This is a genomic window from Halomonas salinarum, assembly GCF_012062845.1.
GTDB lineage: Bacteria > Pseudomonadota > Gammaproteobacteria > Pseudomonadales > Halomonadaceae > Onishia > Onishia salinarum.
On the sequence record NZ_WWNB01000002.1, the window covers coordinates 309,452 to 325,730 of the forward strand.

Annotated in this window: 18 protein-coding genes and 1 rRNA gene; 8 read left to right on the forward strand and 11 right to left on the reverse strand. The window is 62.8% G+C overall.

All coding sequences use genetic code 11. The annotated features are described in order from the left end of the window. Positions 1–65 precede the first annotated feature (65 nt). The 5 genes from hisB (at position 66) to HF027_RS02965 (ending at position 3,557) form a co-directional block, all read left to right on the forward strand. Positions 66–659 (forward strand): imidazoleglycerol-phosphate dehydratase HisB, encoded by a 594-nt coding sequence (hisB, locus tag HF027_RS02945; RefSeq protein WP_168012698.1) that lies wholly within the window; start codon positions 66–68, stop codon positions 657–659. A gap of 76 nt (positions 660–735) precedes the next feature. Further along, positions 736–1,377 carry an imidazole glycerol phosphate synthase subunit HisH gene (gene hisH, locus HF027_RS02950; protein ID WP_168012700.1) on the forward strand — a complete coding sequence of 214 codons (642 nt, stop codon included), beginning with the start codon at positions 736–738 and terminating at the stop codon, positions 1,375–1,377. Between the two features lie 117 nt (positions 1,378–1,494). Further along, the gene (hisA, locus tag HF027_RS02955) at positions 1,495–2,250 is read left to right on the forward strand and encodes a 1-(5-phosphoribosyl)-5-[(5-phosphoribosylamino)methylideneamino]imidazole-4-carboxamide isomerase (RefSeq protein ID WP_168012702.1); all 756 of its coding nucleotides are present in this window, start codon (positions 1,495–1,497) and stop codon (positions 2,248–2,250) included. A 15-nt stretch (positions 2,251–2,265) separates the two neighbouring features. Further along, a complete protein-coding gene (hisF, locus tag HF027_RS02960; protein WP_168012704.1) occupies positions 2,266–3,039 on the forward strand; it encodes an imidazole glycerol phosphate synthase subunit HisF in 774 nt (257 codons plus the stop codon). After that, positions 3,036–3,557 (forward strand): hypothetical protein, encoded by a 522-nt coding sequence (locus HF027_RS02965; protein WP_168012706.1) that lies wholly within the window; start codon positions 3,036–3,038, stop codon positions 3,555–3,557. The genes hisF and HF027_RS02965 overlap by 4 nt, the downstream gene beginning before the upstream one ends. Before the next feature lie 89 nt (positions 3,558–3,646). On the opposite strand, the gene HF027_RS02970 is transcribed toward HF027_RS02965, so the two are convergent. Then, positions 3,647–4,240, reverse strand: a complete 594-nt coding sequence (locus HF027_RS02970; RefSeq protein ID WP_168012708.1) for a YjaG family protein — start codon at positions 4,238–4,240, stop codon at positions 3,647–3,649. A gap of 108 nt (positions 4,241–4,348) precedes the next feature. Then, positions 4,349–4,645 (reverse strand): MGMT family protein, encoded by a 297-nt coding sequence (locus HF027_RS02975; RefSeq protein ID WP_168012710.1) that lies wholly within the window; start codon positions 4,643–4,645, stop codon positions 4,349–4,351. A 257-nt stretch (positions 4,646–4,902) separates the two neighbouring features. Here HF027_RS02975 and HF027_RS02980 point away from each other — a divergent pair, with 257 nt between their 5' ends. Continuing rightward, complete coding sequence (locus HF027_RS02980) at positions 4,903–5,610, forward strand: type 1 glutamine amidotransferase (RefSeq protein WP_168012712.1); 708 nt, start codon at positions 4,903–4,905, stop codon at positions 5,608–5,610. Here the strand turns inward: HF027_RS02980 and mnmH are convergent. From mnmH to hmgA, 7 genes are all read right to left on the reverse strand, one after another. Next, positions 5,590–6,690, reverse strand: coding sequence for a tRNA 2-selenouridine(34) synthase MnmH (gene mnmH / locus HF027_RS02985; protein WP_168012714.1), 1,101 nt, complete (start codon positions 6,688–6,690; stop codon positions 5,590–5,592). The two genes, HF027_RS02980 and mnmH, sit on opposite strands and share 21 nt — an antisense overlap. Continuing rightward, entirely contained in the window at positions 6,687–7,724 is a 1,038-nt protein-coding gene (gene selD / locus HF027_RS02990; protein WP_168012716.1) for a selenide, water dikinase SelD, read from the reverse strand. The genes mnmH and selD overlap by 4 nt, the downstream gene beginning before the upstream one ends. A gap of 43 nt (positions 7,725–7,767) precedes the next feature. Continuing rightward, positions 7,768–9,144, reverse strand: a complete 1,377-nt coding sequence (gene radA, locus HF027_RS02995; RefSeq protein ID WP_168012718.1) for a DNA repair protein RadA — start codon at positions 9,142–9,144, stop codon at positions 7,768–7,770. Positions 9,145–9,303: 159 nt separating this feature from the next. Continuing rightward, complete coding sequence (locus HF027_RS03000; RefSeq protein WP_168012720.1) at positions 9,304–9,762, reverse strand: copper resistance protein NlpE N-terminal domain-containing protein; 459 nt, start codon at positions 9,760–9,762, stop codon at positions 9,304–9,306. A gap of 242 nt (positions 9,763–10,004) precedes the next feature. After that, complete coding sequence (gene maiA, locus HF027_RS03005) at positions 10,005–10,646, reverse strand: maleylacetoacetate isomerase (RefSeq protein WP_168012722.1); 642 nt, start codon at positions 10,644–10,646, stop codon at positions 10,005–10,007. A 9-nt stretch (positions 10,647–10,655) separates the two neighbouring features. Further along, on the reverse strand, positions 10,656–11,675 hold the full coding sequence (locus tag HF027_RS03010; protein WP_168012724.1) for a fumarylacetoacetate hydrolase family protein: 1,020 nt from the start codon (positions 11,673–11,675) through the stop codon (positions 10,656–10,658). A gap of 73 nt (positions 11,676–11,748) precedes the next feature. Further along, positions 11,749–13,062, reverse strand: a complete 1,314-nt coding sequence (hmgA, locus tag HF027_RS03015) for a homogentisate 1,2-dioxygenase (protein ID WP_168012726.1) — start codon at positions 13,060–13,062, stop codon at positions 11,749–11,751. Positions 13,063–13,372: 310 nt separating this feature from the next. On the opposite strand from hmgA, the gene HF027_RS03020 reads away from it, so the two are divergent. Next, positions 13,373–13,879, forward strand: a complete 507-nt coding sequence (locus tag HF027_RS03020) for a MarR family winged helix-turn-helix transcriptional regulator (protein ID WP_168012728.1) — start codon at positions 13,373–13,375, stop codon at positions 13,877–13,879. A 6-nt stretch (positions 13,880–13,885) separates the two neighbouring features. Here the strand turns inward: HF027_RS03020 and HF027_RS03025 are convergent, their stop codons facing one another. After that, positions 13,886–14,788: an AEC family transporter gene (locus HF027_RS03025; protein WP_168012730.1), complete on the reverse strand. Its 903-nt coding sequence runs from the start codon at positions 14,786–14,788 to the stop codon at positions 13,886–13,888. A 110-nt stretch (positions 14,789–14,898) separates the two neighbouring features. Between HF027_RS03025 and hisC the strand changes: the two genes are divergently transcribed. After that, positions 14,899–15,954, forward strand: coding sequence for a histidinol-phosphate transaminase (hisC, locus tag HF027_RS03030; RefSeq protein WP_168012732.1), 1,056 nt, complete (start codon positions 14,899–14,901; stop codon positions 15,952–15,954). A gap of 230 nt (positions 15,955–16,184) precedes the next feature. Here hisC and rrf read toward each other — a convergent pair. Then, a 5S ribosomal RNA gene (rrf, locus tag HF027_RS03035) occupies positions 16,185–16,279 on the reverse strand; the annotation flags it as partial.

A 16,279-nucleotide genomic window follows, 5' to 3' on the forward strand; every position in this document is an offset into this window, starting at 1 on the left:
GGGCTCGACCCCCGTCGCCCGACGACGTTTCATCGCAATGCGCCCAGCGCAGGAGTAATGCCACCATGACCCAGCGTACCGCCACGGTTTCCAGAGACACCAAGGAAACGCAGATCACGGTCAGCGTGAATCTCGATGGCAAGGGTGAGCTTAATTGCGAGACAGGCATACACTTCCTCGACCACATGCTCGACCAAGTGGCCCGCCATGGCCTGATCGACCTGGACATCAAGGCAGTAGGTGACCTGCACATCGATGCGCACCATACCGTCGAGGATCTGGGCATCACCCTTGGCCAGGCCTTTGCTCAGGCCATCGGCGACAAGCGTGGCATCTATCGCTATGGCCATGCCTATGTACCGCTGGACGAAGCGCTTTCCCGCGTGGTCGTGGACTTCTCCGGACGCCCGGGGCTATTCATGAACGTGGAATTTACGCGTGGAAGTCTCGGTCAACTGGATACCCAGCTGTTCTGGGAGTTCTTCCAGGGCTTCGTCAATCATGCCCAGGTCACGCTGCATATCGACAACCTGAAAGGCTTCAACGCCCACCACCAGGCCGAGACGATCTTCAAGGCCTTCGGCCGCGCCCTGCGCATGGCCACCGCCGAAGATCCGCGCATGGCGGGTCAGATGCCATCCACCAAAGGCAGCCTGTAAGCTGTCATGATGGCATGATGATCCCCCTTCGCCTCTCAGGCCATTCACTCGGCCACTCACTGACAAGGAGCGCAGCATGACCATTGCCGTCATCGATTATGGAATGGGCAATTTGCACAGCGTCGCCAAGGCGCTCGAGCACGTCACCCACGAGAACATCGTGGTGACCCGTGATGCCCGCCGTATTCGTGGCGCTACCCGGCTGGTGCTGCCCGGTCAGGGGGCGATCCGCGACTGTATGGGCGAGCTTGAGCGTAGCCAGGTCAAGGGCCTGGTTCAGGAACTGCTGACCAGCGGCGACAAGCCGCTGCTGGGAATATGTGTCGGCCAGCAGATGCTGCTCGACGAGAGTGAGGAAAATGACGGCGTGGCCTGCCTGGGATTCCTGCCGGGCAGCGTGCGGCGCTTTCCTACCGACATGCGCGATGCCAATGGCGAGCGCCTCAAGGTGCCGCACATGGGCTGGAATCGCCTGACCCAGCGCCATGACCACCCGCTGTGGAACGGCATCGAAGACGGCGAGCGCTTCTATTTCGTGCACAGCTACTACGTTGATGCTGCCGAAGACGCCGATGTCTTCGGCACCACCGAGTACGGCGGCATCACGGCCCATGTCGCCGTGGGTCGCGGGCCGGTCTTCGCGACACAGTTCCACCCCGAGAAGAGCTCGGCGGCGGGCCTGCGCCTGCTCGAAAACTTCGTGCAGTGGGCGCCCTGAGCAAAGGCCTGCTTTGACTGATGGCGTCCCATGACGCCAGAACGGGGCGGGCGCCGCCCGCCCCGATACGCACCGACAAGAATCATGCGCCCCACAAGGCGCCCACGAGGACACGACATGCTGGTAATTCCCGCCATTGATCTCAAGGACGGCAAGTGCGTTCGCTTGAAGCAGGGTCGGATGGATGACTCCACCACCTACGGCGATGATCCGGTGGCCATGGCGGCCCGTTGGGTCGAGGCGGGCGCCAGACGCCTGCACCTGGTCGATCTCAACGGCGCCTTCGAGGGCGAACCGGTCAACGGCGAGGCGGTCACGGCCATCGCCCGCGCCTACCCGGACCTGCCGATCCAGATCGGTGGCGGCATCCGCAGCGCGGCCACAATCGAGCACTACCTGAACGCCGGGGTGTCACACGTGATCATCGGCACCAAGGCGGTCAAGGAGCCGGACTTCGTCACCGAGATGTGCCGCGCCTTCCCGGGGAAGATCATCGTCGGCCTGGATGCCCGCGACGGCTACGTGGCGACTGACGGCTGGGCCGAGGTCTCCACCATCAAGGCCACCGACCTGGCCAAGCGCTTCGCCGATGATGGCGTGTCCTCGATCGTCTACACCGACATCGCCCGCGACGGCATGATGCAGGGCGTCAACGTCGAAGCCACCGCCGAGCTTGCCCGCCACGGCGGCCTGCCGGTGATCGCGTCGGGTGGCGTCACTGATCTCGAGGATCTGCGCGCGCTGGCCAAGGTCGCAGGCGATGGCATCCTCGGCGCCATCACCGGTCGCGCCATCTATGAGGGCAGCCTGGATCTCGCCGAGGCTCAGCGCCTCTGCGACGAACTCTCCGGCGCTGCCGACACTTCTCAATAAGCAGGGATCTGACTCATGGGACTCGCCAAACGCATCATTCCCTGTCTCGACGTCGACGCCGGTCGCGTGGTCAAGGGTGTCAACTTTGTCGGCATCCGCGATGCCGGCGACCCGGTAGAGATCGCCAAGCGCTATAACCAGCAGGGCGCCGACGAGATCACCTTCCTCGACATCACGGCGAGCCACGAAGACCGCGGCACCACCGTTGATATGGTCGAGCGGATTGCCGGTGAAGTGTTCATTCCACTGACCGTCGGCGGCGGCATCCGCAGCTGCGAGGATATCCGCACCATGCTCAACGCAGGTGCCGACAAGGTCTCGATCAATACCGCCGCCGTGCATAACCCCGAGTTCGTGTTTGAAGCCACACAGCGCTTCGGCAGCCAGTGCATCGTGGTGGCCATCGACGCCAAGCAGGTATCGGCCGAAGGCGAGACGCCACGCTGGGAAATCTTCACCCATGGCGGGCGCAAGCCGACCGGCCTGGATGCGGTGGAATGGGCCAAGAAGATGGTGGAACTGGGCGCCGGCGAACTGCTGCTGACCAGCATGGACCGTGACGGTACCAAGATCGGCTTCGACAACGAGCTGACCCGCGCCATTTCAGACGCGGTATGCGTGCCGGTGATCGCGTCGGGCGGCGTCGGCACCCTCGATCATCTGGTCGAAGGGGTGACCAAGGGCCGTGCCGATGCGGTACTCGCCGCCAGCATTTTCCACTTCGGTGAATACAGCATTCCCGATGCCAAGCGTTACATGGCGGACCAGGGTATCGAGATGAGGCTGTGAGCCGAACCGGTCATCACCTAGCGTCACGTCGCCTGCTGCCGGCACTGCTACTGGCGAGCCTGCTCGCCCCCTCCTGGGCCCAGGCCAACGGCTTCTTCGAATACGATCACGGCCTGGTGCAGTCAAGCCTCGTGACCACGCATTACAAGACCAACGAGGACGATGAGGAGTACAACGACCAGCAGAACCTGATCGGGATTGAGTTGCACAACCCCGACCGCTGGTTCGCCGGCACGGCCTGGCTGAAGAACTCCTTCGACCAGCCGATCTGGTACTTCTATGCGGGTCGTGAGTTTCCTCTCTGGCAGCCCCGGGAAAACCTGGAGGTGCGCGCCAAGCTCACCGCCGGTGGCATACGCGGCTATGACGGCGACAAGCAAGACAAGATCGCCTACAACAGCCTGGGCGTGGCCCCGGCGATTCTGCCGACCATCGGCGCGCGCTGGCGCCGCTTCGAAGCCGATGTCTTACTCTTCGGCACCGCCGGCGCGATGGTCAATGGCGGGCTGCGCTTCTAGCCTCAGCCTTGCGGTTTCTGATGACTCGCGACGCCGACACCGGCGCCTTCTGATAAGCCGGTGAGCACCGGGGCTTTCCCGGCAACACCTTAGTCCAGGGTCAATCCCAGATTGCTGACCCCCTCGTTGCGCCCCAGGACCTTGAGCTTCTTCAGGGCGTCGCGATCAAGCTCGCCCTCTTCGACCGTCTCCAGCACCGCATCCTGAAAGTCGCGCTCATCTGCCATCAGCTCATGTTCGCGGATGAGTGCGGCCAACCGCGTGGCGTCCTCTTCGCCTTCGCTGACTTCGATGAAGGCACGCACACCGCTGAGTGAGGCACGGCTGACTTCCAGCACCGCCTCGGGCGCCTCGCCACGCAGGGTGTCGAGCATCGCCGAGACCGCCATCACCGCCTCCAGAGCACGCCGCGCGCCGAAGCTGTCATCATCGGTCGGCGGCTCGAGTTCGGCGAGCTTCTCGGCCTGGCGATCGAAGTCGATCTTGGCGCCCTTTACCGTCAGATGCTCCCAGACCAGCGCCAGAATGCTGCGCAGCGCCGCCGGGTCGCCTACCTCGGCATGGTCTGCATAGAGGGCGTAGTTGGGCATCAGCCGCTCGCCGAGGGCGGCCATGAAGGCCAGCCGGCGACGGGCGTCGAGATTCTTCAGGCGGTCATTGAAGCCACCGGCGAGCTGAGTCATTGAGTCTCCCCACATCAGGTAGAAAAGAAAACACGCAAGATTGAAAGTAAGTACGCAAGTACGTATGAAGGTCAGAACGTATATCGGCAAGACCGCCCAAGACTTGCTTCAGGGCCAGAGCAGCTCGGCCGGCACCTTGCCCCGCGCATCAAACACCACCCCTTCGGCGCGTAGCTTTTCACGCTGCCGAACGGCGCCGCCGTGCTCGGTGACGCGCCGGGTGGCATTGATCACACGATGCCAGGGCAGGCCATGACCCTCGGGCAGATGGCGCATGGCGCCGCCGACCATGCGCGCGGTGGCGCCCTCGGTCATCTTGGCCACGCTGCCATAGGTGGTAACACGCCCCTCGGGAATCTGGGCAACAATGGTATAGATCTGTTCCAGCACGGCGCTGCTCGCCATGGCGCCCTCCACTTATCATGATGCCTGGGTCTGATAACGATGCCGCGGTACTTGTGTCGAACTGACCGTGTCGAACCGACCGTGTCGAACCGACCGTGTCGAACTGACCGTGTCGAACTGACCGTGTCGAACTGACCGTGTCGAACTGACCGTGTCGAACTGACCATGCTGAACTGGTCATGGCGAACTGGTCTGCCATGGAACGCTGGCATGCCAAGCGCTGGACGCCCTGACCCTCGCCCGGTCATCATGGCGACATGCATACCTACTTTATTCAGCATGCCGCCGGGCTTGGCCCAGCCCGCTTTGCCGACTGGCTGGACAGCATGGGCCACAGCCACAACACCTGCCATCTCTATGCCGATGAGTCACCACCGCGCCTAGAGGATTGTGATGCCCTGATACTGCTCGATGGCGACCTGGCCGTGGATGATACCGCGACTTACCCCTGGCTTTCCCGCGAGAAGAAGCTGCTGACCCGGGCGTTGAAGAGCGGCAAGCCAGTGCTTGGCGTCGGCTTGGGGGCTCGCCTGATCGCCGAGGGTCTGGGCGCCATCGTCTCCCGTGGCACCTATCACGCGCTTGGCTGGCAGCGCATCGAACTTGCCCCAGAGAGCCCATTCGACCTGCCCGAGACCTTCGAGGCCTTCAGCTGGCACCGGGATATCTTCGGCTTGCCCGATGATGCCCTGCCGCTGGGCAGCAGCGAGGCGAGCCCGCTGCAGGGCTTCGCCTGGGACCGTGGACGCGTCGTGGCCCTGCAGTGCCATCTGGAGGCCACCGACGCCAGCATCGCGGCCCTCTTCGAGCATCTCGACGCACAGACCGAGGCAGGCGCCAGCCTTCTGGAGGGCCCCTACGTGCAGGCAGCCGAGGCGATACGTGAAGATACGCGACGCGTGGATCGTCAGGCGGCCTTGCTCGATCGGTTGATGGTGCAATGGTTACGCAGCGTGGCGCGCTGACCAGTCTCTGGCGAACGCCAGGCAGCTGTCCCAGTCGCCCACATGCAGAAAGGTCTGTGGGTGCTTTTCAAGCTGGTAACGATACAGCGGATCATAATATTCAGTGAGAAGTGGCCCCAGCCAGGCCTCATGCGCATGACGGTTGCCACGCTCATGCTCGCGAAACGCCAGCGTCTGCAGGCGCTGCAGACGCTGCAGCCGCGCAAGGCCCAGGCGCTTGCGCAGGCGGACAAGCGCCGTGGAAAGCTGTTTGCGCATCAGGGCCCACCCCAACCAATCGCCGTACTGGCGCTGATACAGCGTCCATAGATCGTCGATGTAGTCCTTGCGGATCTGCGCCAGCCGCCAGTCCAGCGGCATTTCGACGCGAACCCGCGGTGCCTTTTCCATGCCACGCCAGAAGATCAACGGCACATTGGCTGCGCCGATATGACGTGATTCGTCTTCGACCACCGTCGGTCCCTGCGGCTGTTGCTGATTCAGAAGGCCCATGCCCATGGCGTGCTCGAAGTCGATCTGACAGGGGGCGGGCAGCGGATGACGACCAAAGGCCGAGCCCTTGTGCCGGGCACAGCCCTCCAGATCGAGCCCCTGTTCGAGGTTGTTGATCAGCGGTGTCTTGGCCGAACCGGTCAAGCCACTGATCACCAGCATCGGGCGTTCGCTGGCCGCATCGACATGATTGCAGATCAGCTTGCGCATGGCCTTCCAGCCCCCGCGAATCCGCGGTCGCTCGATGCCGGCCTCCCATAGCCACTGCTGGGCAGTCTCGGAGCGCAGCCCACCGCGAAAACAGTAGATAAGCGCATCCGGATGGGCTGCAATTTCCTGCTGCCAGGCGGTCATACGGGCACGCTTGATGCCCCCGTCAACCAGTTGCTTGCCTAGCGCAATAGCGGCGTCCTGGCCCTGCTCCGCATAGGCGATACCGACCCGGTGGCGCTCCTCGTTATCCATCAGCGGCAGGTTGACCGCTCCAGGCAGACTCCCCTGGGCGAACTCCACCGGCGCTCGCACGTCGATCAGGCGTCGGCGGTTATGCAACAGATCAAGGCTTGGGTCGACCAGGGGCAGTCTCATCCCCTTACCTCAAGGCGAGAGGAGCCGTTAGTGGCAACGACTTCGCCGCAGGGAGACAGGCTCAGACCATGGGCTCGGCCGACACGCTCGACATCATCGGCCCAGGAGGGGTGCACCGAGAGCAGCAACCCGCCGGATGTCTGAGGGTCACAGAGCCACTGCCAGTGAGCCTCGTCCATGACCGGCAGCCGTTCGCCCAATGCCGCGTGATTACGCCGGGTGCCATCGGGGACGGCGCCCATACGCCGGTAGTGCTCAGCCTCGGCAAGGCGCGGCAACCGCTTGTAGTCGAGACGCGCGGCCACGCCACTGGCCTCGCAGATCTCGATCAGATGGCCGGCAAGCCCAAAGCCGGTGACGTCGGTCATGGCATGCACGCCCTGGATCTTGGCGAAATCGGCACCGGCCCGGTTGGAAGCGAGCATGGTCTCCCGCGCGAGACCCTGGTGACCCGGCTTGACCAACCCCTGCTTCTCGGCAGTCGTCAGAAGACCCACACCAAGCGGTTTGGTCAGATAGAGAAGGTCGCCCACCTCGGCCCCCTTGTTGAGGGTCAGATGCTCGAGATCGACCAGGCCGTTGACGGCCAGGCCGAAGATCGGCTCCGAGGAATCGATCGAGTGCCCACCGGCAAGCGCCATGCCGTGCTCACGGCACACCGCCTGGGCACCGGCGACCACATCACCGGCGATATGGGCACCGAGCTTATCCAGTGGCCAAGCGAGGATGCCCAGCGCCATCACCGGATTGCCGCCCATGGCATAGACGTCGCTGATGGCATTGGTGGCGGCAATCCGGCCAAAATCGAAGGGATCATCGACAATCGGTGTGAAGAAATCGGTGGTAGCGATCATGCCGCGCCCATCGCCCAGATCATAGACGGCAGCGTCCTCACGTCCCTGGTTACCCACGATCAGCTGCGAATGGCTGATGCCAGGCCCTGCCTTGGCGAGAATACCATCGAGCACATCGGGGGCTATCTTGCAGCCGCAGCCAGCACCGTGGCTGTATTGGGTCAGACGAATCGCGCTCATCACGATCTCCTTGTTGAAGACGTTCTTGTTGTCTCGCCGGTCATCACAGCGCCTCGAGGGCATCGGCCAGCTTGTCGACGGCGACCACTTCCATGCCGGCCGGCGAGGTCTTGGGGGCATTGCCGCGCGGCACGATGGCGCGGGTGAAACCGTGTTTGGCAGCCTCGATGATACGTTCCTGGCCACTGGGCACCGGGCGGATTTCGCCGGAAAGGCCAACCTCACCGAATACTACAAGCTCCCGGGGAAGCGGGCGATTCTGCAGGCTCGAGACCACCGCCAGCAGCACGGCCAGATCGGCGCTGGTCTCCAGCACCTTGACCCCGCCGACCACGTTGAGAAAGACATCTTGGTCGCCGGTGAAGAGCCCGCCATGCTTGTGCAGCACCGCCAGCAGCATCGACAACCGATTGCCATCGAGGCCCACTGCGATGCGCCGTGGGTTACCCAGCGGCGAGTCGTCGAGCAGCGCCTGGACCTCGACCAGAATGGGCCTGGTGCCCTCCCAGATTACCATCACCAGGCTGCCCGAGGCCTGCTCCTCGCTTCGCGAGAGGAAGATGGCACTGGGGTTCTTCACCTCCTTCAGGCCGTGCTCGAGCATCGCAAAGACGCCGAGCTCGTTGACCGCACCAAAGCGATTCTTCTGGCCGCGCAGGGTGCGAAAGCGCGAATCGGTATCGCCCTCGAGCAGCAGCGAGGCATCGATCATGTGCTCGAGCACCTTGGGCCCGGCCAGGCTGCCATCCTTGGTGACGTGACCAACCAGCAGCAACACCGTGTTGGATTGCTTGGCGAAGCGGGTCAGCGCCGCCGCGGACTCGCGCACCTGAGCCACGCCGCCGGGTGCCGAGGCGATATCCTCCAGGTGCATGGTCTGGATGGAGTCGATGATCAGCACTTCAGGACGCTCGCGCTCGGCGACGCCAAGGATCGTCTCGACACTGGTCTCGGCAAGCATCTTGAGGCCCTGCGTCGGTAACTGCAGGCGGTTAGCGCGCATCGCCACCTGAGACAGCGACTCCTCGCCGGTGACATATAACGAAGAGCGCTCTTGTGCCAGCTTGCAGGCAGTCTGCAATAAGAGAGTCGACTTGCCGGCACCAGGGTGGCCACCCAGCAACACCGCTGATCCTGGTACCAGCCCGCCGCCCAACACCCGGTCGAACTCGCCAAAGGTCGACGACAGCCGCGGCACTTCGCTCAGATCCACCGATGCCAGATCGGTGACGTCCCGGGAAATGCCGCCAGCGTAGCCACTGCGACCACTACTGGCGCTAGCCGACGCACCGGGGCGGGCCGGTGCCAACTGCACCTCGCTCAAGGTGTTCCACTCACGACAGCTGGTGCACTGGCCCTGCCACTTGCGGTATTCCGCACCACATTCGGTGCAGACGAAAGCACTCTTCGCTTTGGCCATGCCAGGCTCCACCGGTTAAAAGACCTATTCTACCAGCCGGGCCCGTTGATGCGACGCATGCGCCGAGGGCACGAACATGAGACGCCGGACGCAGAAAGAGTCAGACGCAAAGAGGCGGCCCGAGGGCCGCCTCTTCACCTGCCAATCACGCTGCCGGACTTACTGGCTGGCGTCTTGGCGCTGCAGTTGCAGCATGTCGCGGTTCTGGAAACGCCGACGCTGAGGATCGATCAGTTCCAGGGTGTCCGCATCAAGCTTGAGGAAGTAGTAGATCTGCCCCTCGCCCTGAGGCGTCAGTTCATAGACGGTAGCCTCGGGGTCGACCGGCGTACCAGTGAGCACGCTCCACTGGCCGGTGTATGTCTCGTCCGGCGGATTCTGCGGATGCTCGCGATAGCTGGCGTTCAGGCTGAACGTACGTTCAGCGGCAGCACCACTTTCAGTGCCATCGAGCTCGACATCAATATCGATGCCGGCGCAGTTACGGCAAGGCAGGGTACCCTCATAGAGGGCCGTGTCATCGACGACTTCACCACCAGTCTGATCCATCTGACCGGTGGCACAGCCTGCCAAGGAGGCAAGCATGAAGGTCCCGGCCAGCAGCGTCCTAATCTGCATGTATTTCTCCTAGCTGTGAGACACACGCCGCGGCGGCGGCGGTTGTCCCACAGCATAACGTCAAGTAGCGCCGACGGACAGTCACGCAATCATCAAGCGTTAGCGCAGATTCAACTGTCCATCGGTTATCCCAGCGTTTTTCCCGTCGACCTCCCGCAGTGCCTGGTTCTCACCCTGCTTCGCGCGAGTCTCATAACCCGCCGTCACACCACGATTCTCACTCCGCTGAGGGGGGCTTCCGCTCAGCAGGCATCGGGCTGGCGGGGCGGACTAGCCTGCTCGAAGGCGGGAAGCGAAAGGCAGTGCCCGGCGATGGCGCTAAGACGAGGGTAGGCGCTGAGATCGCAGTCGAAGCGCTTGGCGTTGTAGACCTGCGGCACCAGACAGATATCGGCAAGCGTAGGCGTGTCGCCATGGCAGCACTGCCCGGTCTGCTCGCTTTCAAGCATGGCCTCAAACGCCGCGAAGCCTTCCGCGACCCAGTGCCGGTACCAGTCAAGCTTGGCTCGCTCATCCAGCTCGAGCTCACCGACCAGGTACTTGAGCACCCGCAGGTTGTTGAGCGGATGGATTTCGCTTGCCACCAGGCTGGCGAGCCCGCGCACCCGCGCGCGACCGGCAGCATCGGCCGGCAGCAGGGCCGGCGTCGAGGGGTAGCACTCGTCCAGATACTCGCAGATCGCAAGCGATTGCGTCAGGCGCAGGCCATCGTCAGTTTCGAGTACCGGTACCATTCTTTGCGCATTGAGAGCCTGAAAATCCTCCCCGTGCTGCGCACCGGCGGCCAGATTGACCGCCACCTGATCGACATCGAGCCCTTTCAGGTTAAGCGCGATACGCACCCGATAGCTCGCCGACGAACGATAGTAACCGTATAGCGTCATGACGCCTCCTCACTTCGGCCGATACTCGACGACCTGCTGGTCGATCGCACCGAAGATGCTCTGGCCATCACGGTTGAACATCTCGATGCGCACCCGATCACCAAAGTGCATGAAGGGCGTACGCACCTCGTCGTGCAGGATCTTCTCGACCATGCGCACTTCGGCCAGGCAGCTGTAGCCCACGCCGCCGTCGCGCATCGGCTTGCCAGGGCCGCCATCGGCATCCGGGTTGGAAACGGTGCCGGAACCAATCACGGCACCGGCGCCAAGATGCCGGGTACGGGCAGCATGGGCGACCAGTTCGGGGAAGCCGAAGATCATGTCCGGTCCGGCTTCGGGCACCCCGAAAGCCTCACCGTTGAGATGCACGCTCAGTGGCAGGTGCACGCGTCCGCCCTGCCAGGCGTCATCCAGCTCGTCGGGAGTCACGGCAATCGGCGAGAAGCTCGACGCCGGCTTGGCCTGGAAGAAACCGAAGCCCTTGGCAAGCTCACCGGGAATCAGGCCGCGCAGGCTGACGTCATTGACCAGCATGATCAGCTTGATGTGGCCAGCGGCCGCCTCCGGGCTGACCGCCATGGGCACGTCGTCGGTGATCACCGCGATCTCGCCCTCGAAATCGATGCCGTGTTCCTCGCTGACCGCCTCGATGTCTTCGGTCGGTGCCAGGAAGTGGTCGCCCCCGCCCTGATACATCAGCGGGTCTGTCCAGAAGGTGTCAGGCATTTCGGCACCGCGGGCACGGCGCACCAATTGCACGTGATTGAGATAGGCGGAGCCATCGGCCCAGTGGTAGGTGCGCGGCAACGGCGAATGCAGTTTGGCCATGTCCAGCGCGAAGGCATCCTCGGCATTGCCGTCGTTGAGGGCGGTATAGCGCGCCTCGAGACGCGGGGCGAGAGTGTCCCAGGCCTCGATAGCCTGCTGAAGGGTGGCGGCGATATCGGTGACACGCACGGCTCGGGAAAGGTCGCGGGAAACCACGATCAGTTCACCGTCGCGGCCTGTGTTGAGGGTGGCAAGTTTCATAAGCAATGTCCTGACAATCAGTGTGGCGAATGGGTAAGGGACGCATATCGTCGCGAGCGTTAGCTACGGCGACTCACGGCGCCGTCGGATCAAAGTGAGAGACGAGGTCTTTCCATACATCGACGTAGTCCCGCTGGCGGAAGTCGGCGGCCAGTGCCGTCTCGGTCGGCTGGAAGACGTAGCGGCTCTCGAACATGAAGGCCAGGGTCTCGCCCTGGTACTGCGGGGAAAGCTCGGCCGTGCTTGCGGCTTCGAAGGTCGCGGCATCCGGGCCATGAGGTGACATGCAGTTGTGCAGGCTGGCACCGCCGGGGGCGAAGCCCTCCGCCTTGGCGTCGTAAACCCCTTCGATGAGCCCCATGAACTCGCTCATCAGGTTGCGATGGAAGTACGGCGGGCGGAAAGTGTCCTCGGCGACCATCCAGCGCGGCGGGAAGATCACGAAGTCGAGATTGGCCATGCCGGGCGTATCCGAGACCGAGGTCAGCACCGTGAAGATCGAGGGATCCGGGTGATCGAAGCTCACCGTGTTGACGGTATTAAAGCGTGCCAGGTCATACTTATAAGGCGCGTAGTTGCCATGCCAGGCCACTACATCCAGTGGCGAATGATCCAGTGAGGCGCTCCATAAGCCCCCGCCGAACTTGGCCACCAGCTCGAAGTCGCCGCTGACCTCCTCGTAAGCCGCCACCGGCGTCAGGAAGTCCCGCGGGTTGGCCAGGCCATTGGCGCCGATGGGCCCGAGGCCAGGTAGCTCCAGGGGGCTTCCATAATTCTCGCAGACATAGCCCCGAGCGGTGGTGGCAGCGTCACCAAGACGCACCTGGAACTTGATGCCACGTGGAATGACCGCTATCTCGCCGGGCGCCACCTCGAATACACCGAACTCGGTGCGCAACACCAGGCCACCCAGCTGGGGCACGATGAGGAGTTCGCCATCGGCGTCATAGAAGAAGCGCTCGACCATGTCCCGGTTACAGGCATAGAGATGCACGCCACAGCCGGCCTGGGCGGAAGCATCGCCATTGGCGGCGAGTGTCTCGAGGCCAGCGACGAAATCGGTGGGTGACGCGGGTAGTGGCAGCGGATCCCAACGCATCTGGTTGGGGTCGGCGTGGCCGGCCAGCGGCGCAGAGGCGACGCGCCCTTCCGGCAAACGACGATAGGCGCCCTGCGACACCGAGGGGCGGATCCGGTACAACCAGCTTCGCAGGTTCTGCGGGCGTGGCGAGGTGAAGGCCGAGCCGGTCAGCTGCTCGGCGTAAAGACCATAAGCGCAGCGCTGAGGGGAGTTCTGCCCCTCTGGCAACGCCCCGGGCAGTGCTTCGGTTGCGAAGTGATTTCGAAAACCGCTCTGGTAGGAAAGCTTATTCGATGACGCGGACATGCTCCTGGCCTCGTGTTGATCTCGGGATCGTTGCCAGATGCAAGTAGCCCCGGCAACTAGTTTCACTTGAAACTATATGGACAAATGAAAGCACAGCCGAGCTCACCACTCAACCTCCACCAAAGTCGCAAGAGAGCGAAAAATCCCTATATAGAAGCCACTACGAGATCATTTCATCTGATTCTTTTCTCGCAAGCACTCGCATGACGCATAATGGCTGTCCAAGGGCCACAAAAAGACGCTGAGGTGTCGCTGTCTTTCACTCTCTCGCTGCCGGCCGCATTCGATACCGCTCAACAGGAGACAGACCATGTCCCCTCACTCGCCATCTGATCCTGACGCTTCCCACGAGGCTCCTGACCACCGCGATGAACGCCACGAACTCGATCTCGGACAGTTCCTGCCCTATCGGTTGAATAGCCTGGCGGACCGGATAAGTCAGGCACTGTCGAGGATCTATGGCGAGCGCTTTGGCATCACCATCGCCGAGTGGCGGGTGCTGGCCTGGCTCAGCCATCGGGAGGAACTCACTGCCAAGCAGATCGGTGAGCATACCCGCATGGACAAGGCCAAGGTGTCGAGGGCCATTCAGTCGCTGGAAGGCAGAACGCTGATCCGCCGTACCCAATCATCGCAGGACCAGCGGGTGCACTATCTGCACCTGACTCGGGAAGGGGAGGAAATGCTCGGCGAGCTGATCCCCCAGGCGCACGCCTGGGAGGCCGAACTGGTGACAACGCTTTCGACAGGAGAATATCGCGACCTGCTGAACACCATGGGCAAGCTTGAACGGCAGCTCGCCCGTCTGGAAGGCTGAACCGACCTAGCCGGCTCCGACCGGGGCGAGCTGATAGCTGAACACCAGGCCGAGCACGATCGGCATCACGATCAGGCTGCCCAGGTTGCCGATCAACACCAGAGAGGCGACCTTATGAGGCTCCTGGCGATACTGCTCGGCCACCAGATAGTTGAGCACCGCCGGGGGTAGCGCGGCGAATACCCACAGGCTCGCTGCCTGCAAGCCAGAAAGATCGAGCAAAAGGATCATCGGCGCCGCCAATACCAAGCCGCTGAGTGGGCAGAGAATGGCGCCCAGCACCCCGGTCTTCCAGTCACTGAAATCGATATCGAGCATGCGCACGCCAAGGGCGAACAGCATCAATGGAATGCAGACACCGCCGAGCATGTCGAGGGCCTCGAGCAACCACCCCGGCAACGGTATACCCCCAAGATTGAAGGCCAGGCCGGCGATACTCGCCAACACGATGGGCATGCGCAGCAGCCGCCACAGCGGAGTGTGAGGGCTCAACATGTAGAGCCCCACCGAAAAATGCAGCAACATCTCGACGATGAACAGCACCACCGCGGCGGGCAACGCCTCCTCGCCGAAGGCCAGCACGATCAGCGGAATCCCCATGTTGCCCGAGTTGTTGAACATCATCGGTGGCAGGAAGGTCTTCAGGTCGAGCCTGAGCCAACGAGCCAGTGGCCAAAGCACCAGGCCAGAACCGAGCACGACCAATGCGGCAGTCAGGGCGAGCGCCGCATAGTCCTGCAGTGGCGCCTGCTGGTCGGCCAGCACGGCGAACACCAACATGGGCACGAACAGCTCCATATTGAGGGTGTTGAGGCCGCGAATGTCCGGGCTGCGATAGCGTCCGTAGAGAGTGCCGCAGCCGGCGATCAGAAAGACCGGCAGTAGAGTGGCAAGAATCTGCGCAATCATCGTAAGCTCCTGAATTAGCCCTGCAACACTAGCATGCCAACCGCTTGCGAAGGGCCGTAAGGCACGTCACCATGACCAAAGTCCCATCTCCCCTTTAACTGCGAGTGCCCATGAGCAAGTACTGGAGCCCAGGTGTCAGTGAGCTGACGCCCTATACCCCGGGTGAGCAGCCGCGCGAGCGCCTGGTCAAGCTGAACACCAACGAGAACCCCTATCCGCCGGCGCCCGGCGTCGAGGACGTGCTACGCGAGTTCTCCGTCGACCATCTGCGTTTGTATCCGGATCCGGATTCTCGTGCCCTGCGTGAGGCACTGGCTCAGGAGCATGGCGTCGAGGTCGAGCAGGTCTTCGTCGGCAACGGTTCCGACGAGGTGCTTGCCCTCGCCTTCCAGGCTTTCTTCCGCCAGCCGCAGCCATTGTCGATGCCGGCCATCAGTTACAGCTTCTACCCGGTGTATTGCCGGCTGTATGGCGTCAACTATCGCACCGTGGCCCTGGGTGATGAGTGGCAGGTGCCGCTCGAGGTCTTCGAGGCTCGCAGCGGCGGCATCATCTTCGCCAACCCCAACGCCCCGACCGGCCATGGCCATAACCGCGATGCCATCGCCAATCTGCTCAAGCGCGTCACAGAATGCGTGGTACTCATCGACGAGGCCTACGTGGACTTTGGCGGTGAGAGCGCCGTGCCGCTGATCGGGGATTACCCCAACCTGCTGGTGACCGGCACCTTCTCGAAGTCGAGAAGCCTGGCAGGGCTCCGCCTGGGCTATGCCATCGGCTCACGAGAACTGATCGAAGGCCTGGAGCGGATCAAGAACTCCTTCAACTCGTATCCGGTCGACAGCCTCGCCAGTGCTGTCGGCATCGCTGCCCTGGAAGACAAGGCCTACTTTGAGGCTTGTCGCGAGCAGGTGATCACCACCCGCGAGCGGACTCGTCGTCGCCTCACGGAGCTCGGCTTCGAGGTCCTGCCCTCCCAGGCCAACTTCCTCCTGGTGCACCACCCTGACCATGACGCCGCCCAGTTATTCGTGGGTCTGCGCGAACGCAGCATCCTGGTTCGCCACTTCAACACCGAGGCCCTGCGTGACTTCATGCGCATTTCCATCGGCACCGATGATGAAATGGACAGCCTGATCGAGGCCATGGAAGCCTTGGTTCGCTAAAGGCGCCCCTTCGGCCTTCAAGCCGAAACATTCAATCCAGAGCACCACCGATTGAGTTCAATGGCCGCCAGCAGTTCTGAACCACATCGCCCCGGTTGCAGCGACGCAACCGGGGCGATTTTTTTGAGCGCAATGATATCACGCCGCCCCGGCCCCCGCCTCGAGCGCCGCGACCGTCCAGCCATAAAAAAACCCCGGCCTGTAAGGGCCGGGGTTTCTTCAGTGTAAGTGCCTGACGATGACCTACTCTCGCATGGAGAGACTCCACACTACCATCGGCGCTAAGCGGTTTCACTTCCGAGTTCGGCATGGGATCGGGTGGTTC